We start from the raw sequence: 24805 nt of genomic DNA, 5'->3' as shown, positions 1-24805 counted from the left end.
ACCAATGGCATGAATCGATGAACCTTCACGAGTATCAAGGCAAACAGCTGTTTGCTGATTATGGTCTACCAGTGTCTAAAGGCTTTGCCGTGGACACTCCCGAAGAAGCTGAAGAAGCGTGCAAAAAGATCGGCGGTGACATGTGGGTGGTTAAAGCCCAGGTTCACGCTGGTGGCCGCGGTAAAGCGGGCGGCGTTAAGCTGATTAAAGATCCGGCTGAAGCGAAAGCTTTCGCCGAGCAGTGGTTAGGTAAGAACCTGGTCACCTTCCAGACTGACGAAAAAGGTCAGCCGGTTGCTAAAATTTTGGTTGAGACTTGCACCGACATCGCTGACGAGCTGTATCTCGGCGCCGTCGTCGATCGCACCACCCGTCGCGTGGTCTTCATGGCCTCTACTGAAGGCGGTGTTGAAATCGAGACCGTTGCAGAAGAAACGCCAGAAAAGATTCTGAAAGCCGAAATCGATCCGCTGGTTGGCGCACAGCCCTACCAAGCGCGTGAGCTAGCATTTGCTCTGGGCCTTAAAGGCGACCAGATCAAGCAGTTCACCAAGATCTTCCTGGGCCTTTCTAAGCTGTTCCATGACAAAGATCTGGCGCTGTTAGAAATTAACCCGCTGGTTATTACCGACGAAGGCAATCTGCACTGCCTCGACGCCAAACTGGGTCTCGACAGCAACGCGCTGTACCGTCATCCGGATCTTCAAGCGATGCGCGATCCTTCCCAGGAAGATCAGCGTGAAGCTGATGCAGCGAAGTGGGAACTTAACTATGTCGCGCTTGATGGCAACATCGGCTGCATGGTTAACGGTGCTGGCCTGGCCATGGGCACCATGGACATCGTCAACCTGAGTGGCGGCAAGCCTGCTAACTTCCTGGACGTTGGTGGCGGCGCGACCAAAGAGCGTGTTGCAGAAGCGTTCAAGATCATCCTGTCTGACGACAACGTTAAAGCGGTTCTGGTGAACATCTTCGGCGGTATCGTTCGTTGCGACATGATTGCTGAAGGCATCATCGGTGCTGTTGAACAAGTTGGTGTTAACGTTCCAGTGGTTGTGCGTCTGGAAGGTAACAACGCTGAATTGGGCGCTGAAAAACTGGCGTCTAGCGGTCTGAACATCATCGCTGCTACCAGTCTGACCGACGCGGCTCAGCAGGTTGTAAAAGCAGCGGAGGGCAAGTAATGAGCATCCTGATCGATAAGAACACCAAGGTCATCTGCCAAGGTTTCACGGGTGGCCAGGGCACGTTCCACTCCGAACAGGCGATTGCCTATGGCACGCAAATGGTCGGTGGTGTTACACCGGGCAAAGGCGGCCAGACGCACCTGGGTCTGCCCGTTTTCAACACCGTGAAAGAAGCGGTTGAGAAAACCGGCGCGGAAGCCAGCGTGATCTACGTTCCGGCACCGTTCTGTAAAGACTCGATTCTTGAAGCTGCTAACGCTGGCATCAAGCTGATCGTGTGCATCACCGAAGGTATCGCGACGCTAGACATGCTCGAAGCAAAAGTAAAATGTGACGAGCTGGGCGTGCGTCTGATCGGCCCGAACTGCCCAGGTGTTATCACGCCTGGCGAATGTAAAATTGGCATCATGCCGGGCCACATTCACCAGCCGGGTAAAGTCGGTATCGTGTCGCGTTCAGGCACCCTGACTTACGAAGCTGTTAAGCAGACAACTGACCATGGTTTCGGTCAGTCTACCTGTGTAGGCATCGGTGGTGACCCGATTCCGGGTTCTAACTTTATCGACATTCTTGAAATGTTCGAGAATGACCCGAAAACTGAAGCGATCGTGATGATCGGTGAAATCGGTGGTACGGCTGAAGAAGAAGCAGCGGCTTACATCAAGGCCAACGTTTCTAAGCCTGTGGTTTCCTACATTGCCGGTGTCACTGCACCTCCTGGCAAGCGTATGGGCCATGCGGGCGCAATCATCTCTGGCGGTAAAGGTACTGCGGATGAGAAGTTTGCTGCCCTAGAAGATGCCGGTGTTAAAACCGTGCGTTCTCTGGCTGAAATCGGCGATGCACTGAAAGAAGTCACTGGCTGGTAAGCTATCGACCTCTAGTCGCACGCGATAAGGGCGCCCCTCGGGGCGCCCTTATTCGTTGGTGTACGGTTATCTTGCCGGCGTTTTATTATCGGATTTTCTGTTTAGCATTCGGTAGCTGTACAGAATAAATAGTGGTGCCCCCACCACTAAATAGAGGTGGTAGCTCACCAGTCGCCACACTAAGACGGCTGCTGCAGCCTGCTCGCGTTCCATCAAGGGCAGCAATAAACTGCCAACGCCCACTTCAGCGGCACCAGCACCGCCAGGAAGAAAACTAAGCTGGCTGGCCGCCATGGCCAGCATTTGGGTTAAAAACGTCCACATCCAATCGGCATGGCCACCCACGCCCAGCACCGCGACATAGAGCAAGCTATAGCGCATTAACCAGTGTGCGGTGGTGAGCATCATCATCGCAAGCAGCGTTGTAAAAGGCAGCGCGAGTGTGACCTTGAGCGCATATCGGCATCGCAATAAGCGCCTTACTAACCAGCGCCGTCGGTAACGGCTTGGCCACGCCGTTATAACGCCACCTGCACGCAACAGGCTGGGTAAGTAGTACATCGCACCACTGACCAGTGTCGCCATAAATGCTAAACCGACCAGTGACCACTGTACTAATGACTGATGCGGCCACTGAGTGTCGCTGACCAGAGAGAAGAGTACCAAGCCGCTCAGCATGGTCAGGAAAAACAGCAAATCACAGCCTTGATCAATCAAAAACACTGCTGCCCCTTTGGCGGGAGGGAAGCCGCGTCGTCCAAGTAGGATTAGTAGAGTGGCTGGCCCTCCACTCCCTCCTGGCGTAGCGCACAGCGCAAACTTTGATGCCAGCTCAATGCCCAGCGCACCACGTTGCCCCAGTTGCCCTGCACGGCCACCTAACATTAACCGCAGTCTTGTGGCGTTCAGGTTCCAACACAGAAACGCTAACACCACCATCAACAGCAATAACCCGAATGGAAAATGTTTAATACGCTGCAGCGCCTCAGCACCGCCCAGCCAAGTGGTAAGTACGAGCGGGGCCAAGAGCGCTCCCGCCAGTAGAAAACCATGCAGTGGGCGAAAACGCAGTAATCCTGGGGGCTTAGTGGTGGTGGGCGAGGGCATTGGGAAGTTCAATGTTGCAAAGGTCGATGTAGTGCTCAAGTAGAGACTGGATGACGCTATCCCAGCTAAATTGGCGTTCGACAAAATGCCGGGCATAACGCCCGCTGGCAGCGATGTCATTACTGAACAAGGCTGTGCATGCCTCGGCCATGGCCTCTGGGTCGAGTGGCTGACACAGAATGCCTGCGCCTAATGGCACATTTTCGACCAATGCTCCGGCCCTAGCACCCACGACAGGGATACCGCAGGCCATCGCTTCTTGAGCGATCAAGCCAAAGGTTTCCCGAGTGCCCGCATGCAGAAGGGCATCGCTACTGGCGAGTGCTTTGGCCACTTCATGTGCGCCGCAGCAGCGATCCACGACAGTGACATTACTAGGCACCTGATGGGGCATGCCGGGACCCATCAGCAATAAATGGTAATCACTGCCGAGCTGGCGCATCGTCGCCAGCAGCACATCAATATTTTTCTCGCGGGAATTGCGACCCACAAAGATCAGCAGCTTTTTATCGCTGGGGATGCCCATGCCTTGGCGGAAAGCAGGGTCTCGCTGCTGAGGGTGAAAATGGTTTAAGTCGACCCCTAATGGCTGAACGCGAACGTTATCGACTCCCCACTCCCTTAGTCGATTAGCCATAGCGTTACAGGGTGCCAGCACGCTATCAAATTGGCAGTAGAGGTCTTTGACGTAGCGCGTTAAGCGTTTCTCTACGTAGCGGCCAAAGCGATCCCCCATTAAGCGCGGCAGATCTGAGTGATAAAATCCGACCACCGGCACGCCAAGCTTTTGGCCTGCGGCAAGGGCTGCCCATGCCGTTACATAAGGGTCGCCAGCCTCGATAAGATCAGGTTTTAGCTCGATTAGTGCATCGCGCCAGCGTGACCCTCTCAGCGGAAAGCGGTAGCCCTGTCCCAAAGGGAGATGTAGCGCTGGCAAGGTGTGGTGGTCACCAAGGCTGTCGCGCTCAGCGCCCGGCACTAACAGGCTAGTGCGCAGGTTGGCCGTATGCGCAAGCACCCGGTGTTTAGCTTGCAGATAAGTACGAACGCCGCCGCTTGCCGGGGCGTGAAACATGGTCACATCAGCGATGTGCAAGGTAACCTCCGAACTACAAGGGTGTCATCGGATTACCATAAGGAAGAAATAAGTCAGTTCTGCGACAGTTAATGGATGGTGGGAAAATAAAACGCCACGGCAATGCCGTGGCGTGGGCGGTACAAGGTAATGTTATTCAGTGGGTTTGGCGACCAGCGAGCGGGTTTCCTCACGGGCTTCTGTTAGTGCAATGCGCAGGCTATCGCCCAGCTTGTAGCGCTCTTCGCCTTCAATCTGAATGCGACCCTCTTTATCATCAATGACCACTTTATCGCGATCGCTATGCATTAGCGGGGCGGGGACGAAGGCGGTAGCACCATTTTCCAACAGGCGTACGCGCATACCTCCACGGTTGATCGCCATGATCTCTGCGTCGAAGGCATCTTGGTTTTGAGCCGCTGGCGTTAAGTAACGAACGTAGAGCCAATCTTTTACGTCGCGTTCTGCCATACGGTTCAGGCGCCGCCGTTCGGTGAGTTGCTCGGTGAGCTGTTGGCTGGCTTCTGCTGGAGCCTGTTCACCTTTAAGCACACGCTTGATCAAACGATGGTTGACCATATCGCCGTACTTACGAATTGGCGACGTCCAAGTGGCATAAGCCGGCAACCCCAGGCCGAAGTGTGGGCCGGGTTGAGCTGACATGCTGGTAAAGCCTTGGAAGCGGCGCAGGCGCGCGTCCAGCCAAGCATCATCACGGCTTTCCAGGGCGCGCTTCAGCTCTTTGTAGTGAGCCAGTTCTGTCAGCGCTTCCTGGGCGACCTCAATCTCTTGAGTGGCTAAGAACTCTTGAGCAGATTCGGCTTTTTCTGGCTCAAAAGCGCGGTGCACATTAAAGATGCCGTGACCGATATGTTGGGCAAGGAAATCCGCGCAGCAAGCGTTAGCGGCAATCATTGACTCTTCAATCATACGATTGGCAATACGGCGATCTTCGGTGCGAATGCCTAACACGTTGCCCGCGTCGTCCAGGTCGAAAACGTAATCAGGACGATCTTTAAACACCAGCGCGTGTTCGTTGCGCCAAGCAGTGCGCGCCTCAGTCAAATCGCGCAGTGCTTTCAACTGCTCCGCGATATTGTCGGCAGGAGCCCACTCACCTTGTCCTTCAATCCAGTCGGAAACGCTGTCATAGGCCAGTTTGGCGTGGGATTTCACATTGGCCGCAAAGAAACGGTAATCACCTAGGCTGCCGTCGGCATTAATGTCCAGCGTGCAGGCAAGAGCAGGGCGCTCTTGGCCTTCCCACAACGAGCAGAGATCATCTGCCAGCTGTTCAGGCAGCATGGTCACGTTCTGGCCAGGTAAGTAGACCGTAAACGCACGGGTGCGCGCTTCAAGGTCGGCCGCATGGCCCTCTTCGACGTAGGCCGTTGGGTCAGCGATCGCGACGCTTAGCCGCCAGCCGCCGCTTTCCAGCGCTTCCACGTGTAGCGCATCGTCCATATCGCGAGTTTTTTCGCTATCGATAGTAAAGAAGGGCTGCGCCGTGAGGTCCTCACGGGTTAACCCTTCATCATGCAGTGGCCACTCGGTACCTGCGTCCGGGCACTCTTGTTCCAGCGCATGGCGGGCAAGGGTGACGCGCCACGGAACGGCGGGATCGTCGGCCTTGGCCACTAGCTCATCAATTTGCGTGAAGAAGCCGCGATCGTTCTCTTTCAGCGGGTGGCGTACCAGCCGCGCGACAACCCAGTCGCCATCAGCAATGGTGGCTTCATCCAGGCTGTTCTTTATGCGCGCTTTCAGCACATTGCGAATCGACGGATGGTCGGGCACAACGGCTAAACGGCCTTCGCGCTTCTGAACACGGGCAACAAAGCGGTCAAGCCCAGCTTCGATCAGCTTCTCAGGCTCTACAGACTTTTTGTCGCCGTTTTCATGGATCACTGCCTCGACGCGATCGCCATGGAGTACTTGCTTCATGGCGGGGGGCGGCACGAAATAAGATTCACCGCTGTCGGTTTCAAGAAAACCGAAGCCTTTTTCGGTGGCTTTGATCACCCCTTCAGCGCGTGGAGTGGTGTCACGGATCTGTTGCTTGAGCTGGGCAAGCAATGAGTTGTTTTGCAGCATGTGTTCAATCAGTTGGCGAGAGTAGCCTGCCACTATACGGATTCCCAAAGGCCGCGCCAATCGTGGTTACCCTGAAGTTCGCTTTGGCCCCAAACTATCAATGATCTGCGTTCAATTTTATGCGTGCTTTATTGCCTTATTGACTAGGTCGGCCGTCACTATTCAACCATAGTTGTATCTAATTGGTATTTGATTGGTATCTTATTGGGTCTATAGTGGTATCTAATTGGTATGGCCGCTACTGGTAGACACTCATGGACCCACGCTTTACTCAGCTTCATCTTGACCCTCAGGGCGCGACACCGCTTTATCAGCAGTTAGCGCGCCAACTAGAACAAGCCATTGAGACGGGCGCCTGGCAAGCTGGCGAAGCGTTGCCTTCGGAGCGCAATTTGGCTGAAAGCTTAGCGGTTTCGCGCATCACTGCGCGGAAGGCATTGGATCGCCTAGCAGAGCTTGGATTGATTCACCGTAACCGTGGCTCGGGCACGTTTATTGCCCCTCGCCTCAATCAGTCCTTGTCGCGGCTCGCCAGTTTTACCGAGCTGCTGACCCAGCGTGGGTTTACGCCGAGTTCTCATTGGTTAGAACGCAAGCTGGCTAACCCCAGTGCAGAAGAGAGCATGCGCCTTGGCCTGGGGGCTGATGCTCAAGTCACGCGCCTCAAGCGTTTGCGTTTGGCCGATGAGGTAGTAATGGCGGTGGAAGAGAGTTGCCTGCCCACCTCAGTGCTGTCTGATCCGCTGACGGTTGAGACATCGCTGTATGCAACCTTGGAAGCCAATGGGAAAGGAATTGCACGCGCTTTGCAGCATGTCACCGCCATTAATGCCAGCGCAGAGCTAGCCATGCTGGCGGAGGTGCCTGAGGGCCAGGCGCTGCTCAAAGTGACGCGTCTCGGCTATCTCGCAGATGGCTCTCCGGCAGAGCTTACCGTTACCTACTGTCGTACTGATTATTACGACTTTATGGTCGAGATGACCCGCTAGGAGGTTTTATGCAGTTTGGCAATATTCTCACCTCTGAGGGCTGGCGCCTGGGCGAGATCCACTGGGAAGACGGGCGTATCCGGCGCATTGACGGCGATCCGGTAGATCCTGATACCAATGACCATCCACGCATTATTCCCGGCTTTATCGATTTGCATGTGCATGGTGGTGGCGGTGCCGACACCATGGAAGGCGGCACAGCGCTTGCCACCTTAGCACGCACCCATGTGCGTTTTGGCACCACCCGCTTGCTTGCGACCACCATGACGGCGCCAGATGAGCGGATCCGTCAGGTGTTAGGCGATATCGCTGGCTATATGGAGGCGCAGGAGCCGGATGCCGCCATGGTATTGGGCGTTCATCTGGAAGGCCCCTATATCAATCCCGGTAAGCTGGGCGCTCAACCCGCCCATGCGCGTAACGGCGTGATTGAGGAGGTGGATGAGCTGTGTGCTTTGGCCCCTATCCGTTTACTGACACTTGCCCCTGAATTAGCTGGCCACTATGCATTAATTCGCCATCTCAGCGAGCGTGGTGTGCGGGTTCAGATAGGCCATACGCTTGGCAGCTATGAAGAGGGTGTTGAGGCAATGGCGCATGGTGCCTGCGGGTTTACGCATCTGTTCAATGCCATGACCGGACTGCATCACCGCAAGCCAGGAATGGTCGGCGCAGCGCTCGCTCATGCGCAGTACGCCGAGGTGATTCCTGATCTGCTGCATGTACACCCTGGTGCCATCCGTGCCGCCTTACGTTGCATCCCTAATCTCTACGCGGTTACCGACTCCACTGCAGCGGCAGGCATGCCAGACGGTGATTACCGTCTAGGTGAGCAGACCGTCACCAAATGTCTGGGAGGTGTGCGTTTGGCTGACGGCACCTTGGCAGGCAGTACGCTGACCATGGATCAGGCATTACGTAACTTCACTAGCCTCGGTCTTACCCTGGCGGACGCCTCAGATCGCCTGTCACGTTTCCCCGCCGACTTCCTGGGGATCGACGACATTGGCCGCCTGCAAGAGGGCGCATTGGCGGACCTGGTCATCCTTGACCCCCAACTTCAACTCCAGGCGGTCTATGTCGAAGGCCGTCATATCTGTGGAAACGCCCAAGGAGCCTCATAAATGTCTTTGATGCTTGAAGAAACTCGCAACGCCCCTGAACGTGTTCGCGGTCAGTTGCAGCGTAATCACGCGTTGCTTGCTGCACTAGGTGAGCGTTTGCGCCTTGCCGAGCCCACTGCAGCCGTCACCGTGGCTCGGGGCAGTTCCGATCATGCCGCCAGCTACTTCGCCTACCAATGCATGCAGCGTAAAGGCATTCCGGTGGCCTCGCTGCCTCCTTCGCTGACCACTCTGGCGAAGGCACCTTGGCGACTAACTGGGCAATTATCCTTGGCGGTTTCCCAGTCTGGACAAAGCCCTGACCTAGTGGCGATGCAGCAGTCGCTCGCTGCCGCTGGGGCTCGAACGATAGCGCTAGTCAATACGCCACAGTCGCCTCTGGGCGAGGCCAGCGATAGTGAAATTCCGCTCTATGCGGGAGAAGAGAAAAGTGTCGCTGCCACCAAAAGCTACTTGGCCACGCTTTCTGCCATGGCTCAGCTTATCGGCCACTGGCAGGAAGACCGCCTGCTACTCACTGCTCTGGAACAACTGCCAGAACGACTGACCCAGGCCCTGGCGATGGACTGGTCCCCGGCCATCGAGGCACTGCTAAATGCCGACAAGATGATGGTGATTGGTCGTGGAGCAGGTCTTGCCGTTGCTCAGGAAGCGGCGCTCAAGTTTAAAGAAACCTGTGCAATTCAAGCGGAACCCTTTAGCGGTGCCGAAGTTCGCCATGGTCCGATGGCGCTAATTGGCCCTGATTATCCGGTGCTGGTATTCGCGCCACCAGGGCCCGAACAGGCAGGCTTGCTGGAGTTAACCGAGTGGCTCAAGAGTGTTGGCGCCCGAGTCGTCCTTGCTGCCGACAAGAGCGTGGTACAGCGCAATTTAACCTTGGCAGATGCTGGTCATGAGGCTCTGCAACCACTATCGGTGATTCAGAGCTTTTATCAAATGGTGGCAGGGCTTGCAGAGGCTCGGGGTAGTGATCCAGATCGCCCACGGCACCTCAATAAAGTTACCTGCACCCTGTAACGCATAACAACAATCTTGGGAGTTCTCCCATGTCAGACGCAAACCAATCATTAACGCTGCGGGCCCCCGTGGCGGGGGTTGTGGTACCCCTAACAGCGGTGCCCGATCCAGTTTTCGCCAGCCTAACCCTGGGTGAGGGCATTGCTCTCGATCCACTGGACGAATGCCTGCATGCTCCCTGTGACGGAGAAGTGGTGCAGTGCGCGCGTACCCACCATGCGTTCACTTTAAAAACCGAGGCGGGTGTTGAATTACTGCTTCATCTGGGCCTGGATACGGTTGAGTTAAACGGGGAAGGTATTGAGCCTTTGGTCGTCGTAGGTGATCACGTGCGCGCTGGTGACCCGCTGTGCCGTTTCGATGCCGATGCGTTAGCGCTGGGCGCAAGTGCGCTGATTACTCCATTGGTGATCACCGAAGCGGCTGGTTGGCAATTACTGCCGTCGAAGCATCGCGAAGGGGAACGGGTTTCCCTTGGTGAGCCATTGCTGGTACTCACTCGCACGGCTATTGAGCAATCCGATACAGGTGCTGATGGGCCGTTGGCTGAACGCCGAGTGACCCTAGCTTTGGCATCGGGGCTGCATGCACGGCCTGCTGCCCGGCTGCGTGCTATTGCTCGCCAGCATAGCGTTAATCTAACGGTGCAGCATGAAGGTTCAAGCGACAACGCTGCCAGTGCGAGTGCCGCTAGTCTTAGCGCATTAATGAACTTGGGCCTGACCGAAGGCGCAACGTTAAAACTGACGGCCCAGGGAGAGGCTGCTGAGGCCGCACTGGATGACGCCGAGTGCCTGTTGACTACCCCTGAAGCCGACGAACATAGCGCGCCTGCGTCGTCTACATTAGCCTCAGTGACACTTCAAGAGGGCGAACTGGCTGGCTTAGTGGCTAGCCCTGGTTTAGCCATCGGCCCGCTTGTCTCTTATCAATTGCCGCTCCCCACTGTGCCCTTGATGGGCGAGGGCGAAGCTGTTGAGACAGCTCGCTTGAAAAAGGCGCTGTTAAGCGTTGGTGAGGCGCTAGCCAACGCTGAAGCACAAGCGACGCGCCAAGGGCAGAGCGCCGAGGCGGAAATCTTTGCTGCCCATAGTGCCTGGCTAGAAGATCCCGATTTGGCGGCAGCGGCAGGTAAGCACATTAGTGACGGTCGCAGCGCTGGCCAAGCTTGGCGTGAGGCGCTTGATGGTGAAGCTGCAAGGCTTGCGGCGAGTGGAAATACGCTGCTTGCCGCCAGGGTTGCTGATCTGCGCGACTTGCAGCGCCGTGTGATGGTGGAACTCAGCGACGACCAGCAAGCGGCACTTCCTGAGCTGCCGAAGGGAGCCGTCGTCGTTGCTGATGAACTGACACCCTCAGAGCTGGTGGCCGTTGCCGCCCAGCACCCTGCTGGGCTGTGTCTCGCGGGCGGCGGCACTACTTCCCATGTGGCTATTTTGGCGCGCGCCCGAGGGATTCCCTGCCTTGTGGCCATGGGAGGGAGCCTGATTGAGGCTGCTAATAGCGCCACAAACGAGAGCGTCATTCTAGATGCGGAAAATGGGCGCTTGGCGTTGAGTCCCAGCGCGGCTCAACGGGCGGAAGTGGCAGAACGTATTGATGCTCGCCGTTATGAAGCTGAGCAAGCACAAGCGTTAGCCCATGAACCAGCGATGACTCTGGATGGGCGAGAAATTGAAGTATGCGCCAATATCGGTGGCGCCGAAGAGGCCCGTTTAGCGGCAGACTCGGGGGCTGATGGTGTCGGCCTACTGCGCAGTGAGTTCTTGTTTCTTGAGCGAGATAGTGCCCCCAGCGAAGCGACTCAGCGCGAGGAGTATCAGGCTGCGGTGAAGGCCTTAGATGGCAAGCCTGTGATTATTCGCACCCTGGATATTGGTGCCGACAAGCAGCTTCCTTATCTGCGCTTGCCGTCAGTACCTAACCCAGCGCTGGGCGTTCGGGGCGCTCGCTTGTGGGCCAGCCAGCCTGAGCTGCTGGAGACCCAGCTACGAGCGCTGCTCGGCGTTACGCCGTTGGCAACGCTGCATATCATGCTGCCGATGGTGACTGAGGTTGGCGAGCTGCGCGAAGTGCGCAAGCGCTTAGAGACGTTGGCCTGCGAGATGGGCCTTGAAGCGCGGCCGCGCCTTGGCGCTATGATCGAGGTGCCTAGTGCTGCCCTGTGCGCCAGAAGCCTCGCCGCTGAAGCTGACTTCCTATCAATCGGCACCAATGATCTAACCCAATACGCCCTGGCGATGGACCGCGAGGACCCGGCGCTCACCGCGCGAGCGGATGTATTGCATCCCGCGGTGTTGCGGCTAATTCAGGCGACGGTAGACGGCGCGAAAGGGCACTGTCCCGTGGGCGTATGCGGTGCCGCCGCGGGGGATGAGCGGGTCGCGCTTCTACTCGTCGCACTGGGTGTCGATGAACTTTCTGTAGAACCTGCTCGTGTGCCTGCAGTGAAAGCTGCCCTGCGTTGCCTGAATGCTGCCGCACTGGCAGATGAACTTCCCGCACTACTGGCCTTGGACGATGCGACTGCTGTACGCCAGCACTTAAGCGCGTGGCTTGCTCAGGCCAACCAAACCGACATAACAACAACGACCCTTGAGAGGTGCTGAAATGTCTTCTACGACCTTCGGTTCCCGCCTGATGGGCGGGCTACAGCGGCTTGGCCGCTCTCTGATGCTACCCATCGCGGTATTGCCCATTGCAGGTCTATTGCTGCGCCTTGGGCAGCCTGATCTGCTGGATGTTGCCTTTATTGCTGGTGCTGGCCAGGCCATTTTCGCCAACCTGGCGCTGATTTTTGCCATCGGCCTCGCCGTAGGCTTCGCGGATGATAGCAACGGCGCTGCTGGCCTGGCCGGGGTGATTGGCTATCTGGTGCTAGATGCGGTGCTGACCGCGCTTAACCCTGAGATCGATATGGGGGTGCTGGCAGGGATTATTGCCGGCAGCGTGGCAGGCCTACTCTATAATCGTTATAAGTCGATCCAGCTCCCTGATTATCTGGCCTTTTTTGGTGGGCGACGCTTTGTACCTATTGCTACTGGCCTAGCGGCAGTGGCAATGGGGGTGGTTTTTGGGGTGATTTGGCCGCCCATTCAACATGGCATTGATGCTCTTGGTCACTGGCTGATTGGCGCAGGTGAACTGGGGCTTTTCGTCTACGGAACGATTAACCGTTTGTTGATTATGACGGGCCTGCATCACGTGCTGAACAGCCTAGTGTGGTTCGTCTTCGGCAATTTTGAGACAGCCGCTGGGGTAGTCGCCAATGGCGACCTTAATCGTTTCTTTGCCGGTGACCCTGAAGCAGGGCGCTTTATGGCAGGCTTTTTCCCGGTGATGATGTTCGGCCTGCCAGCCGCGGCACTGGCCATGTACCATGCTGCACCAAAAGGGCGCCGTGCCCAGGTGGGTGGCTTGTTACTTTCGCTGGCGTTAACGGCTTTCCTGACCGGTGTCACCGAGCCCATCGAATTCACCTTTATGTTCCTGGCACCGCTGCTTTATGGCATGCACGCAGTGTTAACGGGCATTTCCATGGCGCTGTTGCACTGGCTGGACGTGAAGCTTGGCTTCACCTTCTCCGCTGGAGCCTTTGACTTTGCGCTCTCTTACGGGCTTTCCACCAATGGCTGGCTGATGCTGCCTGTCGGTCTCGTCTATTTTGTTCTGTACTACACGGTATTTCGCTGGGCCATCGTCCGCTTTAACCTACCTACTCCCGGGCGCGAGCCTGAAACTACTTCCTCCGCAGCAGCCTCAGCACCACCTGGTGAGCGTGGCCCGGCGTTTGTCACGGCGTTAGGTGGCGCGAGCAACCTGAAAAGCGTAGGTGCCTGTACGACTCGGTTGCGCTTGGTGCTGGAGAATCCTGAGGCAATTGATGAAGCGACCCTGAAATCATTGGGCTCTCGGGGGATTATGCGTCTTCAGGGCGGTGGTCTGCAGGTAGTGATGGGGCCCATTGCAGATGGTATCGCAGATGAGATTCGACAAGCGCTTGAGCAGAGTGGAACGGCGGTTGATGCTAATACCTCTTCTCATGGCCCTTCTGAACACAGCCCTGCTGAACAGAGCCCTGGCACCCCCGCAACCCCTTCTCAACCAACGGCATTGCCCGCCGAGGTGGCCCAACGCTGGATGGCTGCCTTAGGTGGTAATGCCAACGTACAACGGCTGGACGTTCAAGCCCAGACACGCCTGCGCGTAGAGCTAGTCGATGGCGCTGGGCTAGACAGCGCCGCGCTTGACCAACTGGGATGCAGAGGCATCCAGGCGTTGAACGGCAATACATGGCACCTGATCGTCGGCGATCAAGCCGCTGCTATCGCGCATTCACTAAGAGCCTAACGCTCGTAATTGATACCCGTTACTCGGCAACGGCTGAGTAACGGGTAGCCGTGGCGATTTAGCCAAGACTTCTACGTCATAGACCCATGTTTATAGGGCAGCGCTGCGCTGCCCCACAGACCCCGCGCGTCTTTAAAACGTGCACGTCACTGCAACGCTAATACAAAATCAACAACAATCGGATACGACGCCATGCTGATATCAAGCATACCTACGCCCCAAAAAGGGCAGCCGTTAGGTCGCTTTGGTCAACTAGCCCTGATCGGTACCTTATCGTTGGTTCCTTTGACATCTTCTGCCGACGAGCCCCAGGGCTTTATGGAAGAGGCCAGCCTTGAGACCACCCTGTTTTATATCTATCGCGACCGTGATCGTCGTTCGGGAGGTATGGGGCCGGATGGCGAGGGCACTCCAGGGGCTTACGCTTCCAATCTGCAGCACTCCACCGCCAATCTGGCTGTCGACTTCTCGAGTGGTCATGCGGGGGGCGTTGTGGGGCTGGATCTAGCCGCCTTTGCTGCTTACGACTTTCAGAACCGCCACCAGGGCACGGAATTCAATTTTCGTCCGGCGAGCACTCTGTGGGAAGAGCGCTGGGACGGTAAGGAAACGAATGGTGCAAGCCTCTATCGGGCCGCACTCAAGTTCAAGGTTGGCGATATGTGGGGGCGGTTAGGATATCTGCAGCCCCAAGGCACCAGTGTTATCGCCCCCAACTGGTCCTTCCTGCCAGGCACTTATCGCGGTGGAGAACTCGGCGCCAGGATAGGTGACCTATCGCTGAGCTATTTTCATGCTGATCGTTACAAGGCGCCTTGGTATCAGAGCTTCTACGAGTTCCGCCAAGCTGATGGAGAGACGATCGACTACCTGCACTCGCTGGGAGCACGCTACGACGTCACCGATGAGCTGGCCATCGAGGCAGCTTTTGGGCAAGCCCATGGCTATATGGATCAAGGGTTCGGCAAGGTGTCTTATGCCACCCAGCTGAACGACTCCCCGCTGCGTTTGAGTTACCAAACCTACGCCGCCCGTGACCGCCATGACGATGGCTCAGCCAACGACGTCTATGACGGTACTGCCTGGCAACAGGTGCTTACCGCTCATTATGATCAGGGGGCCTTCGATTGGCGGCTTGAGTTTAGCTGGGTGCATGCACCTGGGTCTCAGGGCTACTTCCTGCCTCGAATGACCACTCCTTATGCATCGTCCAACGGCCGCTTGGATATCTGGTGGGATGCCCGGTCCGACTGGAATCACGATGGTGAAAAGTCCCTCTACGCCGGTGTCACCTATGACCTGGAAGGCTGGGATTTGCCTGGTTGGTCACTGGGCTTGGCTCATGCTTATGGCTGGGATGCTCGTCCCTACTCAGGTTTTGAGGACCCCGGGCGCCGCTTTAGTGAGTCCGCCTGGAACGTTGACGTGCATTACAAAGTTCAGAATGGCTGGGCCGAGGGCACGCGTTTTCAACTTCACTATACCCGCTACGACAACCGCACCGACTACGCCTCCTGGGGAGATGGCGGCTTTAAAAATGCCTTTCAAGATGAGCACGACATCAAGTTCACGGTCGTGGCTCCTTTCTCGATTCTGTAATGCTTGAGGTGAAAACAATGACAACATTGACGAAGGCCCTAACGACACTGGCTATCGGGGTTGCAATCAACTCGGCGGCAGCCCAGGCCAGCGAAACCACTCAGCTTGACGCGTCGTCTGCCCGCGACTTGGCGCAGCGGCTGGACGTGCAGTACACGATAACCGCCAACCAGCCGCAGGCGCATGATATCGACTGCCAGAGACTGGGGGCGGATTATGCCGCCTGTTTCACCGCGACGATTCTTTTGACCAATACCTCTGATAAGGCCATTGAGGCGAGCGATTGGGAGCTCTATTTTTCGAGTATTCGCCGCTTGCTGCAGATGGATCATCCTGAACTGTCGCTGACGCGTATCACTGGGGATCTGCATCGCCTTGAGCCCAATGACTCTTTTACTGGGCTGGGCGCTGGAGAGAGTCTGGAAATTCCCATTGTGGGTGAGTACTGGCAGCTATTCATGACCGATGTGATGCCCAACTGGTACCTAGCCGTGGGCGATGAAACCGCGGTGATCGATAATACCCGTGACGACGTATTGAGCGATTTTGTCCGTGCTCCCTTCGGTGAACAGCTTATGCGTACACCGGACGATAACAACGTGGTGATAACCGCCGAGACACGCTTCGAGCGCAACGCTGCGGCCACTGCAATGCCCGCCGACGCATTGCGGGGAGCTATTTTGCCGACACCGCGCTCATCTCGCCTGGGAGAGGCTACTCTCGATTTGTCTGAAGGGGTCAGCCTCGAGATGCCAATGCTTAGCGAGGCCAGCCTAGCGGTACTGGGAGAGCGCTTCGAACGGCTCGACATCCCCGTCAACGAAGGTGGCGACAGCTTGGTGATCCGAGCCCGCTTGGTCTCTGAGTCAGAAGTTCTCGATGAAGCATTGGCACGGGAAGGAGGATATCGCCTGCAGCTCAATGAGTCCGGTGCCGATATTCTGGCTTTTGACGCTAGCGGGGCTTTTTACGCTGTCCAGTCGCTAATAGCGGCCATGGATGAGGAGGGGCTGGTGCCAGCGATGGACATTGATGATGCTCCACGTTACGACTATCGCGGCGTCATGCTGGATGTTGCACGGAATTTCAAAGATAAGGCCGCCGTGTTGCGCCTGCTGGATCAGATGGCTGCGTACAAGCTCAACCGTTTCCATTTCCATCTCACCGATGATGAGGGCTGGCGGCTGGAAATTCCAGGGTTGGCGGAATTAACCGAAGTAGGCAGCAAGCGCTGTCATGATCTGGCAGAAACGAACTGTCTTTTACCTCAGTTGGGCTCTGGGCCAAAGGACGATACTGCCGGTAGCGGTTTCTACACCCGTGAGGATTACATCGATATTGTTCGCTATGCCGAGGCTCGCCATATTCAGGTGGTGCCTGAAATTGATATGCCAGCTCATGCTCGCGCCGCTGTGGTGGCTATGGAAGCGCGATATCGTCGGCTGATGGAGGAGGGCGATAGTGCGGCAGCCAATGAGTATCGATTAATCGACCCCGAAGATACGTCTAATACGCTGTCGGTTCAGCTCTATGATCGTCGCAGCTACCTCAACCCCTGTCTTGAGTCGACGAACCGCTTTGTCGATAAGGTGATGGGCGAAGTGGTATCGATGCACCAAGAGGCGGGGCAGGCGCTGGACAACTGGCACTTTGGTGGTGATGAAGCCAAGAATATCCTACTGGGTCATGGTTTTCAGGATATCGATGCCGACGAACCGGTCGACTGGCGAGGAACCATCGACCAGAGTGATCAGCATCACCCCTGGGAGGCGTCGCCAATTTGCCAACAGAGCGTTGCCGATGGAGAGGTTGCTTCTGTAGAGGAACTGCCGAGCCGTTTTGCCCTACAGGTCAATCAACTCGCTGATAGCTACGGAATAGCGCGTATGTCAGCCTGGCAAGACGGCCTTAAGCATGTTGAGTCCGCCGCTGAGTTTGCGACGCCACAGGTCGCGGTCAATTTCTGGGATCCGCTGTTTTGGGGCGGTAGTCAGTCGGTGGCCGAGTGGCAGTCGCGGGGTTATGAGGTGATTCTTTCTAGCCCAGATTATCTCTACTTCGACATGCCCTACGAGGTCAATCCACACGAACGAGGCTACTACTGGGCGACACGTTTCACCGATACGCGCAAAGTGTTCTCCTTTGCCCCCGATAATCTGGCGCAAAATGCGGAAACCTCAGTTGATCGAGACGGTAATACCTTTCGTTCCGAGAGCGCTGAGGGATGGCAAGGCGCTCGGGGGATTTCCGCTCAAGCCTGGGGTGAAACGGTACGTAGCGAGACGCAGATGGAGTACATGATCTTCCCGCGTCTGCTAGCGTTGGCCGAGCGAGCCTGGCACCAAGCCGAGTGGGAACTCGACTATCAACCTGGTCAGACGTTTATCGGTGGCGAGACGTCCTTTGTCGACGATGAGTCGTTGACTGAAGATTGGCAGCGTTTTGCCAACCTGCTTGGTCAACGTGTTCTGCCACGGCTGGAGCGCGATGGGATCGCTTATCGTCTGCCGTTGCCAGGAGCCCGGGTTGAAGCGGGCAGGCTAGTAGCCAATGTCGCGTTACCAGGAGTCAGTATTGAGTACTCCTTGGACGACGGGGCGAGCTGGCAGGTCTATCAGGACAGCGCGCGCCCCGAGGTGGAAAACACGGTGTTATTACGCAGTGCCAGTGCCAATGGTCAGCGGCATAGTCGTGTCGTGACGCTAAATTAACCAACGTTAAGATAACGAAGAGCCCTCTTCAGGCAGCGTTGCCTTAGAGGGCTCTGAGTCTCTTTAGGTCGGCTGGGAGCGGCGAGCGTAATCGGATAAGCTGAGAAGTTCTATCATCAGGAGTGCACCATGACATCACGCCTTATCGTTTCCGATCTTGACGGTACGCTGTTAGGCAGCGACCACCAGCTGCACGACAATACGGTTGAGGTGCTTAGAGCGCTTGTATCGCAAGGCCATCATGTCGCGCTGGCGTCTGGTCGCCACTATAACGATATGCGCGTGTTTCGCGATCAGTTGGATATCCCGGCCTATTTAATCAGTACCAACGGGGCCTATATCCATGCTCCAGACGGCACGCTTTTGAGCGCGACCCATCTTGAACCAGCCTACGTCGAAACGCTTATTCAGTTGCCGCGCCCGCCTCAGGTAAGGCTCAACCTTTACCGTGAAAGCGGCTGGTATATCGATGCCGACGCACCGCATCTGTTGTCATTGCATGCCTCGACGGGCTTTCGTTACGAAGTTGTGCCGCAGGAAGCGATGGATGCTGATGGGGTTGGTAAAGTGCTCTATATAGGCGATCCGGCTGCGTTAGCGCAACTGGAATGTCAGGCCCAGGAGGCGCATGGTCACAGCCTACATATCACATACTCAACGATCGACTCTTTAGAAATTATGGCGGGTGGCGTCAATAAAGGCGTGGCCTTAACAGCGCTGCTGAAAAAGCTAAAGCTAACGCCAGTAGAGTGCTTAGCATTTGGCGATAACCTAAACGATACTGAAATGCTTAATCTGGCAGGGGAGGCCCAGATAATGAACAACGCCCACCCTGAGCTTTTTGATCGAGTTTCCAACGCTGAGCGTATCGGCCATCATGGCGAAGCGGCCGTGGCTCGGTGGCTAGCAAAACGCTTCGCGCTGTAACTTGGTCGATGGCCGCTTGCGACAGGATGGCCACTCCACCATCATCTAGCCCCTAAAACGATAATAACGAGTAATAATAACCCAGGGCATATTGCTACCATGACAACCACGCCTGCTACCTTGATGGTCGTTGATGACGACTCGGAAATTCGCGAACTGTTGGCAGACTATTTAGGGCGTCACGGCTATCACGTGTTGACCGCCGACGGCGCGGATTCGCTGTATCAGCAACTGGCTGATCAAGCGCCAGACTTGTTGGTCGTTGACGTTATGATGCCGGGGGATGACGGTTTTACTATCTGCCGGGAACTGCGAAAAACCAGCGATACGCCGATTATTATGCTCACCGCCAGTGCCGATGATACCGACCGCATTTTGGGGCTTGAGTTAGGCGCTGATGACTATATCGCTAAGCCCTTCAACCCTCGTGAGTTGCTGGCGCGGATTAAAGCGGTGTTGCGTCGAGCCCGCCCGGCAGCAACTGGCGCGCCGACCCAAGAGGCTCGCTGGGTGCGCTTTGGCGACTGGCAACTGGACCGCATGACCCGCGAACTGATTGACCAGGCAGGTATTCGCACTGCGCTCTCCGGCGCAGACTTCCAACTACTGCAGGTGTTTCTGGAACGGCCTGCCACCGTCATTACTCGCGACGATCTCTACACCTTGACCCGCGGACGTGAAGCACCACCGCTAGATCGCTCGATTGACGTACATGTATGTCGCTTGCGCCAGCGGCTAGGGGAAGATGCACAGCACTCCCAGCTGATTCGCACTGTGCGTGGGGCTGGCTATGTGTTGACCGCTAGGGTTGAAGCTGCTTCGTGAAGAGCGTAAAGCGCATTCTCGCGAGTTGGTTGCCAAGCAGTCTACGTGGGCGCTTTGTGGTCATTATGATTACAGGGGTGCTGGTTGCTCAAGCGGCTAGCTATGCGCTATGGACTTCTCAGGTGCGAGCCAGCCAGCTTGAACAGTTAGATGAGCTTTCCAGCAACATGGCCTTCAGTATTGCCTCGACCATGCGGTTTTTCCGTTCGCTGCCGGTAGATTATCGGCACATTGTGTTGGATCAACTGCGTAGCATGGGCGGCACGCGTTTTTTTGTCAGCGTGAATGAGCGACGCATTCCAGTCGAAGATATTGGCAGCGGCCCTGAAAAAGAGGTCGTGGTAGACAACGTGCGCTCTATTTTGACCCAGCAGCTCTCCATTGACGATGTGGTGGTGGAGTTTTCCCGCCCGGAAAACTTACGTGTCTTCAATAACGAAGTGCTGCTTTACGATTTACCACCCCGCTGGGGACAGCACAGTCTGTTAATGGAGCCGCTTTCTCCCCCTATCTTAGTGGTGCAACTGGAGTTGGCTCCGGATACCTGGCTTTACGTGGCCACACTACTGGGCGTGCCGGATATTTTTAGCGGTTACCGTTGGCTGTCTGAAGAGCGTTTATTGGTCGGCGTGCTGGTGCTGCTAAGCGTGCTGGCGCTTTCGTTACTCGGTATTACCAGTGTGACTCGGCCGTTGGCGCGGCTTTCCCGAGCAGCACGCCAGTTGGGTGATGATTTGGCTAGCCCGCCACTTAAAGAGAGCGGCCCTAAAGAAGTGGCCGCCACCGCAGCGGCCTTTAATCGCATGCAGCGACGCATTCAAGAGCAGGTTGATGAGCGCGAGCGACTGTTTTCGGCAATTTCTCATGATCTTAAAACGCCCATTACACGCATGCGGCTGCGTGCCGAAATGCTCGATGATGCTGATCAGCGTGAACGTTTTTGTGCCTCGCTTGACGAGTTGAGTGAGCTGGTCAAAGGCGCACTGGCCTCGGTTAAAGGATTGGATCTGCATGAAGAACCCCAGCCTACAGATCTTAACGCGCTGCTGCTGGAGATTGCCGAAGGGTTACGTCTGTACGGCGGTGAGGTGTCGCTTCATGGCGCTGTGTTACCACTAACCGTTAAGCCTCTGGCGCTAAAACGCTGCTTGGCAAACCTACTTGAAAACGCCGTTTTTTATGGCCAGAAAGCAACTGTAACGCTGGAAGAGCAGGCGGGGGTCGTGACGTTGTGCATTCATGATAGTGGGCCAGGTATTCCTGATGCGCAGCTTATCCGAGTCTTTTCACCTTTTGTGCGCCTGGAAGCCTCTCGAAGTCGCTACACCGGTGGAAGCGGCCTGGGACTCGGCATTGCCAGACATATTGCCCGTGCCCATGGAGGCGATATCGTCTTATCGAATCACTCGGCAGGTGGGTTAGTGGCCACGTTAATGCTACCGCGCCAAACGAGTGTTACTGACTTGTAATAAACCTCTAACACTATTAATAAATTGCCAAGACTATGCAGGAATCGGTAACTCCCGTTGTGTGCCAGGGTGGCGTACTCTGCTGTGAGTCGTTCAGTTGAGCATTATCAGCAACGACATCTCATCAGCACAAAACATCAGCATAAAAACAACAGCACAATAACAACAGCAGGAGCTATTCATGCCGAGTATCAATATGCCCGTATTTAACGTACCTACGTTTAAAAAGTCCGTATTTGCATTAGTCGTGGCGGCTGGCACCAGCATGGCGGCCAGCACCACCCAAGCCAACGAAGTGGAAGTGCTGCACTGGTGGACATCCGGCGGTGAAGCCCGTGCCGCAAACGTCCTCAAAGAGTTAATGGAAGCCGAAGGCTATGGCTGGCAGGATTTCGCTGTTGCAGGGGGTGGTGGTGAAACCGCCATGACGGTACTTAAATCTCGTGCAATGTCTGGCAACCCGCCTTCCGCTGCGCTCATTAATGGCCCCGAAATTCAAGAGTGGGGCAAGCTCGGCCTTCTGGGGAATTTAGACGAGGTCGCTACCGCTGAAGACTGGGATGACTTACTGCCTGAAATAGTTGCCGATATTATGCGTTACGATGGCCATTATGTTGCCGTTCCCGCGAATGTTCACCGCGTTAATTGGCTATGGGCGAACCCTGACGTTCTAGAAGCGGCAGGCGTTGAAATGCCTACCACGCTGGATGAGCTTTTTACCGCCGGTGAAGCCATTCGTGAGGCTGGTTTTGTACCGCTAGCCCATGGTGGCCAAGCGTGGCAAGACGCGACGGTGTTTGAAAGTGTCGTGCTGGGTAGCCAGGGAGCCGAGTTTTATCAGCAGGCGCTGGTGGAACTAGACCCAGAGGCGCTTGGCGGGGAACAGATGATCGCAGCGCTAGAAGACTTTAAGCGTCTACGTGAGCTGATGGATGAGGGCATGTCTGGCCGCGATTGGAACATTGCCACCGCCATGGTCATTGAAGGCACTGCAGGCTTCCAGCTAATGGGTGACTGGGCCAAAGGGGAGTTCACCGCCGCAGGCCTGACTGCTGGTGAAGACTATCTGTGCGCGGCTGCGCCCGGCACTGAAGATGCCTTTACGTTTAATATCGATAGCCTAACGATGTTTCGTATGAGCGACGACGCTGGGCGTGAGGCCCAGCAGACCCTGGCTCGCTTAGTCTTGGAGCCGACTTTCCAGGAAGCTTTTAATCTTGCCAAAGGCTCTATTCCTGCGCGATCCGACCTTGATATAAGTGACTTTGATAGCTGTGCTCAGCAGTCGCTTGCTGACTTCCAACGCACCGCTGATGAAGGCGGTTTAGTCCCCAGCTTGGCTCACGGGATGGCGGTGCGCGCTGATGTCCAGGGAGCGATCTTTGATGTTGTGACCAACTACTTCAATGACACCAATATGCCTGCCGAAGAAGCTGCTGAGCGGTTGGTAAGTGCGGCTGAAACCGCCTCTTTCTAAGCCACTGCGTTCTTTTAATAAGTGACGTAACTAGCGCCGCCGCAACGGCGGGGCTAGTGGCTGACTGGCGAGGGATAATCTTATGAGCGAACCCACGACGCGCACTCTAGTGCGGCCGACGGCGTCTGGCTGGCTACAAGCCTGGCTGCCCCGTTTGGTACTTGCCCCTTCTGTTGCGGTGTCTCTGTTGTTTGTTTACGGCTTTATGTTGTGGACTTTTGTGTTGTCGCTAACCAGCTCGCGCATGCTGCCCAGCTACGATTTTGTTGGCTTTGGCCAATATGCGCGGCTAATGGCCAACGAACGTTGGTGGATAGCCTCTAGCAACCTGGTGCTGTTTGGCGTGCTGTTTATTGTGATTTGTTTGGTGATTGGCGCGCTGTTGGCAATTCTACTGGATCAGAAAATTCGCCAAGAGGGCGCGCTGCGCACGATTTATCTCTACCCCATGGCACTGTCGTTTATTGTTACGGGCGTGGTTTGGAAGTGGCTGCTGAATCCCCAGCTGGGAATTCAGGCGATGGTGCAAAGCTGGGGGTTTGAGTCGTTTCGCTTCGACTGGATCGTTGATCCTGATATGGCGATTTATACCCTGGTGATTGCGGCAGTTTGGCAGGCGTCTGGTTTTGTGATGGCGCTCTTTTTGGCGGGGTTGCGGGGTATTGATGACAGCATCGTCAAAGCTGCTCAGTTAGACGGTGCTAGCCTGCCGCGCATTTACTGGCGGGTGGTGATGCCGTGCCTGCGTCCGGTGGTGTTCAGCGCGGTGATGATTCTGTCCCATATTGCGATTAAAAGCTTTGATTTAGTGGTCGCACTCACTGGCGGTGGGCCTGGTTATGCCACCGATCTGCCCGCCACCTTTATGTACACCCACGCCTTTAATCGGGCTCAGATCGGGCTCGGCTCCGCTAGCGCTATGTTAATGCTCGGTGGTGTTCTGGCAATTTTGATTCCTTACCTCTATTCCGAACTAAGGAGCCGCAAACATGGCTAACGTGATTCGTCGGCAAACGCCTGCCGCACGGCTGTTACGGGCTGTGCTTTACGGCGTACTGATTGTAGCGGGGCTGTTTTATATCTTGCCGATGGTGGTCATGTTGATGACCTCTATTAAACCGTTGAGCGAAATAAGTGCGGGAACGCTGCTATCGCTGCCGCAAAATCCAACCCTTGAACCCTGGACGAAAGCCTGGGGAGAAGCGTGTACCGGTATGCGCTGTGAAGGTGTCGGCGGTTATTTTTGGAACTCCTTTGCGATGGTGATTCCTGCCGTGCTGATCTCCACCACGGTCGGGGCGCTAAATGGCTATGCGCTGACCAAATGGCGCTTTAAAGGCTCTGAATTGGTCTTTGCGCTGATGCTATTTGGCTGTTTTATCCCGTTTCAGGTGGTGCTGTTACCAATGGCACAAACCTTGGGCTGGTTAGGGCTTTCCAGCTCACGTGCGGGGCTGATTCTGGTGCATGTGGTTTTTGGCATTGCCTTTACCACACTGTTTTTTCGCAACTTCTATATCGGAATTCCTAACGAGCTGGTCTCTGCAGCGAAGCTGGATGGCGCGGGATTCTTCCGTATTTTCTGGCGTATTTTATTACCGGTTTCCGCGCCGATTATTGTGGTGTCAGTTATCTGGCAATTTACCCAGATTTGGAATGACTTTTTGTTCGGCGTGGCGTTCTCGGCCCACAACACCCAGCCGGTGACGGTGGCGCTCAACAATTTGGTCAATACGTCCACTGGTGTGCGTGAGTACAACGTCGATATGGCCGCCGCGATGATTGCAGCACTGCCAACGCTGGTGGTGTATGTGCTGGCCGGAAAGTATTTCGTGCGCGGGCTGACGGCAGGCTCCGTGAAAGGCTAATAACAACTAGGTGAATGGCAGCAACCATTTCTAGACGGTCAGAAGAAGCCCTCGGCGGGGGCGCTGTGAACCCATCCATGGGCGCTACTTTCGCCATCCATGGCGAAAGACCCC

18 protein-coding genes are annotated in these 24805 nt (G+C 55.9%); 15 read left to right on the top strand and 3 right to left on the bottom strand.

Translation table 11 applies throughout. The features are described 5' to 3' along the window. Window positions 1–17: 17 nt before the first annotated feature. Together sucC and sucD are read left to right on the top strand one after the other, a co-directional pair. Window positions 18–1184 carry an ADP-forming succinate--CoA ligase subunit beta gene (gene sucC / locus HVE01_RS04255; protein WP_009722517.1) on the top strand — a complete coding sequence of 389 codons (1167 nt, stop codon included), beginning with the start codon at window positions 18–20 and terminating at the stop codon, window positions 1182–1184. Next, complete coding sequence (gene sucD / locus HVE01_RS04250) at window positions 1184–2056, top strand: succinate--CoA ligase subunit alpha (protein WP_125746485.1); 873 nt, start codon at window positions 1184–1186, stop codon at window positions 2054–2056. Before sucC ends, sucD begins: the two co-directional genes overlap by 1 nt. 66 nt (window positions 2057–2122) lie before the next feature. Here sucD and HVE01_RS04245 read toward each other — a convergent pair whose 3' ends face one another. The 3 genes from HVE01_RS04245 to HVE01_RS04235 form a co-directional block, all read right to left on the bottom strand. Next, window positions 2123–3163 (bottom strand): glucosaminyl phosphatidylglycerol flippase, encoded by a 1041-nt coding sequence (locus HVE01_RS04245; RefSeq protein ID WP_146942601.1) that lies wholly within the window; start codon window positions 3161–3163, stop codon window positions 2123–2125. Then, window positions 3141–4259: an N-acetylglucosaminyl phosphatidylglycerol synthase gene (locus tag HVE01_RS04240; protein WP_125746489.1), complete on the bottom strand. Its 1119-nt coding sequence runs from the start codon at window positions 4257–4259 to the stop codon at window positions 3141–3143. Before HVE01_RS04240 ends, HVE01_RS04245 begins: the two co-directional genes overlap by 23 nt. A gap of 132 nt (window positions 4260–4391) precedes the next feature. Then, window positions 4392–6332: an exoribonuclease II gene (locus HVE01_RS04235; RefSeq protein WP_146942860.1), complete on the bottom strand. Its 1941-nt coding sequence runs from the start codon at window positions 6330–6332 to the stop codon at window positions 4392–4394. Between the two features lie 254 nt (window positions 6333–6586). Here HVE01_RS04235 and HVE01_RS04230 point away from each other — a divergent pair, with 254 nt between their 5' ends. The 13 genes from HVE01_RS04230 to HVE01_RS04170 all read left to right on the top strand — a co-directional run bounded on the left by HVE01_RS04230 (window position 6587) and on the right by HVE01_RS04170 (window position 24691). Beyond that, on the top strand, window positions 6587–7321 hold the full coding sequence (locus tag HVE01_RS04230; RefSeq protein WP_125746491.1) for a GntR family transcriptional regulator: 735 nt from the start codon (window positions 6587–6589) through the stop codon (window positions 7319–7321). An 8-nt stretch (window positions 7322–7329) separates the two neighbouring features. Further along, the gene (gene nagA, locus HVE01_RS04225; RefSeq protein ID WP_146942599.1) at window positions 7330–8445 is read left to right on the top strand and encodes an N-acetylglucosamine-6-phosphate deacetylase; all 1116 of its coding nucleotides are present in this window, start codon (window positions 7330–7332) and stop codon (window positions 8443–8445) included. Next, the gene (locus HVE01_RS04220) at window positions 8446–9465 is read left to right on the top strand and encodes an SIS domain-containing protein (RefSeq protein ID WP_125746495.1); all 1020 of its coding nucleotides are present in this window, start codon (window positions 8446–8448) and stop codon (window positions 9463–9465) included. Window positions 9466–9494: 29 nt separating this feature from the next. Beyond that, window positions 9495–12074, top strand: a complete 2580-nt coding sequence (gene ptsP / locus HVE01_RS04215; protein ID WP_146942597.1) for a phosphoenolpyruvate--protein phosphotransferase — start codon at window positions 9495–9497, stop codon at window positions 12072–12074. 1 nt (window position 12075) lies between these two features. Further along, complete coding sequence (gene nagE / locus HVE01_RS04210) at window positions 12076–13815, top strand: N-acetylglucosamine-specific PTS transporter subunit IIBC (protein ID WP_125746499.1); 1740 nt, start codon at window positions 12076–12078, stop codon at window positions 13813–13815. Window positions 13816–14007: 192 nt separating this feature from the next. Then, the gene (locus HVE01_RS04205) at window positions 14008–15414 is read left to right on the top strand and encodes an OprD family outer membrane porin (protein WP_146942595.1); all 1407 of its coding nucleotides are present in this window, start codon (window positions 14008–14010) and stop codon (window positions 15412–15414) included. A 17-nt stretch (window positions 15415–15431) separates the two neighbouring features. Then, window positions 15432–18125 carry a beta-N-acetylhexosaminidase gene (locus HVE01_RS04200; RefSeq protein ID WP_146942593.1) on the top strand — a complete coding sequence of 898 codons (2694 nt, stop codon included), beginning with the start codon at window positions 15432–15434 and terminating at the stop codon, window positions 18123–18125. 129 nt (window positions 18126–18254) lie between these two features. After that, complete coding sequence (locus tag HVE01_RS04195; RefSeq protein WP_146942591.1) at window positions 18255–19052, top strand: Cof-type HAD-IIB family hydrolase; 798 nt, start codon at window positions 18255–18257, stop codon at window positions 19050–19052. A gap of 99 nt (window positions 19053–19151) precedes the next feature. Further along, the gene (locus tag HVE01_RS04190; RefSeq protein WP_125746507.1) at window positions 19152–19877 is read left to right on the top strand and encodes a response regulator; all 726 of its coding nucleotides are present in this window, start codon (window positions 19152–19154) and stop codon (window positions 19875–19877) included. Then, on the top strand, window positions 19874–21346 hold the full coding sequence (locus HVE01_RS04185) for an ATP-binding protein (protein WP_146942589.1): 1473 nt from the start codon (window positions 19874–19876) through the stop codon (window positions 21344–21346). The genes HVE01_RS04190 and HVE01_RS04185 overlap by 4 nt, the downstream gene beginning before the upstream one ends. 181 nt (window positions 21347–21527) lie before the next feature. Beyond that, on the top strand, window positions 21528–22823 hold the full coding sequence (locus tag HVE01_RS04180) for an ABC transporter substrate-binding protein (RefSeq protein ID WP_125746511.1): 1296 nt from the start codon (window positions 21528–21530) through the stop codon (window positions 22821–22823). Between the two features lie 82 nt (window positions 22824–22905). After that, window positions 22906–23820, top strand: a complete 915-nt coding sequence (locus tag HVE01_RS04175; protein ID WP_125746513.1) for a carbohydrate ABC transporter permease — start codon at window positions 22906–22908, stop codon at window positions 23818–23820. After that, window positions 23813–24691, top strand: coding sequence for a carbohydrate ABC transporter permease (locus tag HVE01_RS04170; protein WP_146942587.1), 879 nt, complete (start codon window positions 23813–23815; stop codon window positions 24689–24691). The genes HVE01_RS04175 and HVE01_RS04170 overlap by 8 nt, the downstream gene beginning before the upstream one ends. Window positions 24692–24805 lie beyond the last annotated feature (114 nt).

The sequence above is a fragment of the Vreelandella venusta genome (assembly GCF_007989605.1).
GTDB lineage: Bacteria > Pseudomonadota > Gammaproteobacteria > Pseudomonadales > Halomonadaceae > Vreelandella > Vreelandella venusta.
This window is presented reverse-complemented; position numbering and strand designations above follow the sequence as displayed.

Bases quoted from the DNA above. Each gene is read 5' to 3' on its own strand.
- sucC (WP_009722517.1), top strand. From the start codon at position 18: ATGAACCTTCACGAGTATCAAGGCAAACAGCTGTTTGCTGATTATGGT.
- sucD (WP_125746485.1), top strand. From the start codon at position 1,184: ATGAGCATCCTGATCGATAAGAACACCAAGGTCATCTGCCAAGGTTTC.
- HVE01_RS04245 (WP_146942601.1), bottom strand. From the start codon at position 3,163: ATGCCCTCGCCCACCACCACTAAGCCCCCAGGATTACTGCGTTTTCGC.
- HVE01_RS04235 (WP_146942860.1), bottom strand. From the start codon at position 6,332: ATGCTGCAAAACAACTCATTGCTTGCCCAGCTCAAGCAACAGATCCGT.
- HVE01_RS04230 (WP_125746491.1), top strand. From the start codon at position 6,587: ATGGACCCACGCTTTACTCAGCTTCATCTTGACCCTCAGGGCGCGACA.
- nagA (WP_146942599.1), top strand. From the start codon at position 7,330: ATGCAGTTTGGCAATATTCTCACCTCTGAGGGCTGGCGCCTGGGCGAG.
- HVE01_RS04220 (WP_125746495.1), top strand. From the start codon at position 8,446: ATGTCTTTGATGCTTGAAGAAACTCGCAACGCCCCTGAACGTGTTCGC.
- ptsP (WP_146942597.1), top strand. From the start codon at position 9,495: ATGTCAGACGCAAACCAATCATTAACGCTGCGGGCCCCCGTGGCGGGG.
- nagE (WP_125746499.1), top strand. From the start codon at position 12,076: ATGTCTTCTACGACCTTCGGTTCCCGCCTGATGGGCGGGCTACAGCGG.
- HVE01_RS04205 (WP_146942595.1), top strand. From the start codon at position 14,008: ATGCTGATATCAAGCATACCTACGCCCCAAAAAGGGCAGCCGTTAGGT.
- HVE01_RS04200 (WP_146942593.1), top strand. From the start codon at position 15,432: ATGACAACATTGACGAAGGCCCTAACGACACTGGCTATCGGGGTTGCA.
- HVE01_RS04195 (WP_146942591.1), top strand. From the start codon at position 18,255: ATGACATCACGCCTTATCGTTTCCGATCTTGACGGTACGCTGTTAGGC.
- HVE01_RS04190 (WP_125746507.1), top strand. From the start codon at position 19,152: ATGACAACCACGCCTGCTACCTTGATGGTCGTTGATGACGACTCGGAA.
- HVE01_RS04180 (WP_125746511.1), top strand. From the start codon at position 21,528: ATGCCGAGTATCAATATGCCCGTATTTAACGTACCTACGTTTAAAAAG.
- HVE01_RS04175 (WP_125746513.1), top strand. From the start codon at position 22,906: ATGAGCGAACCCACGACGCGCACTCTAGTGCGGCCGACGGCGTCTGGC.
- HVE01_RS04170 (WP_146942587.1), top strand. From the start codon at position 23,813: ATGGCTAACGTGATTCGTCGGCAAACGCCTGCCGCACGGCTGTTACGG.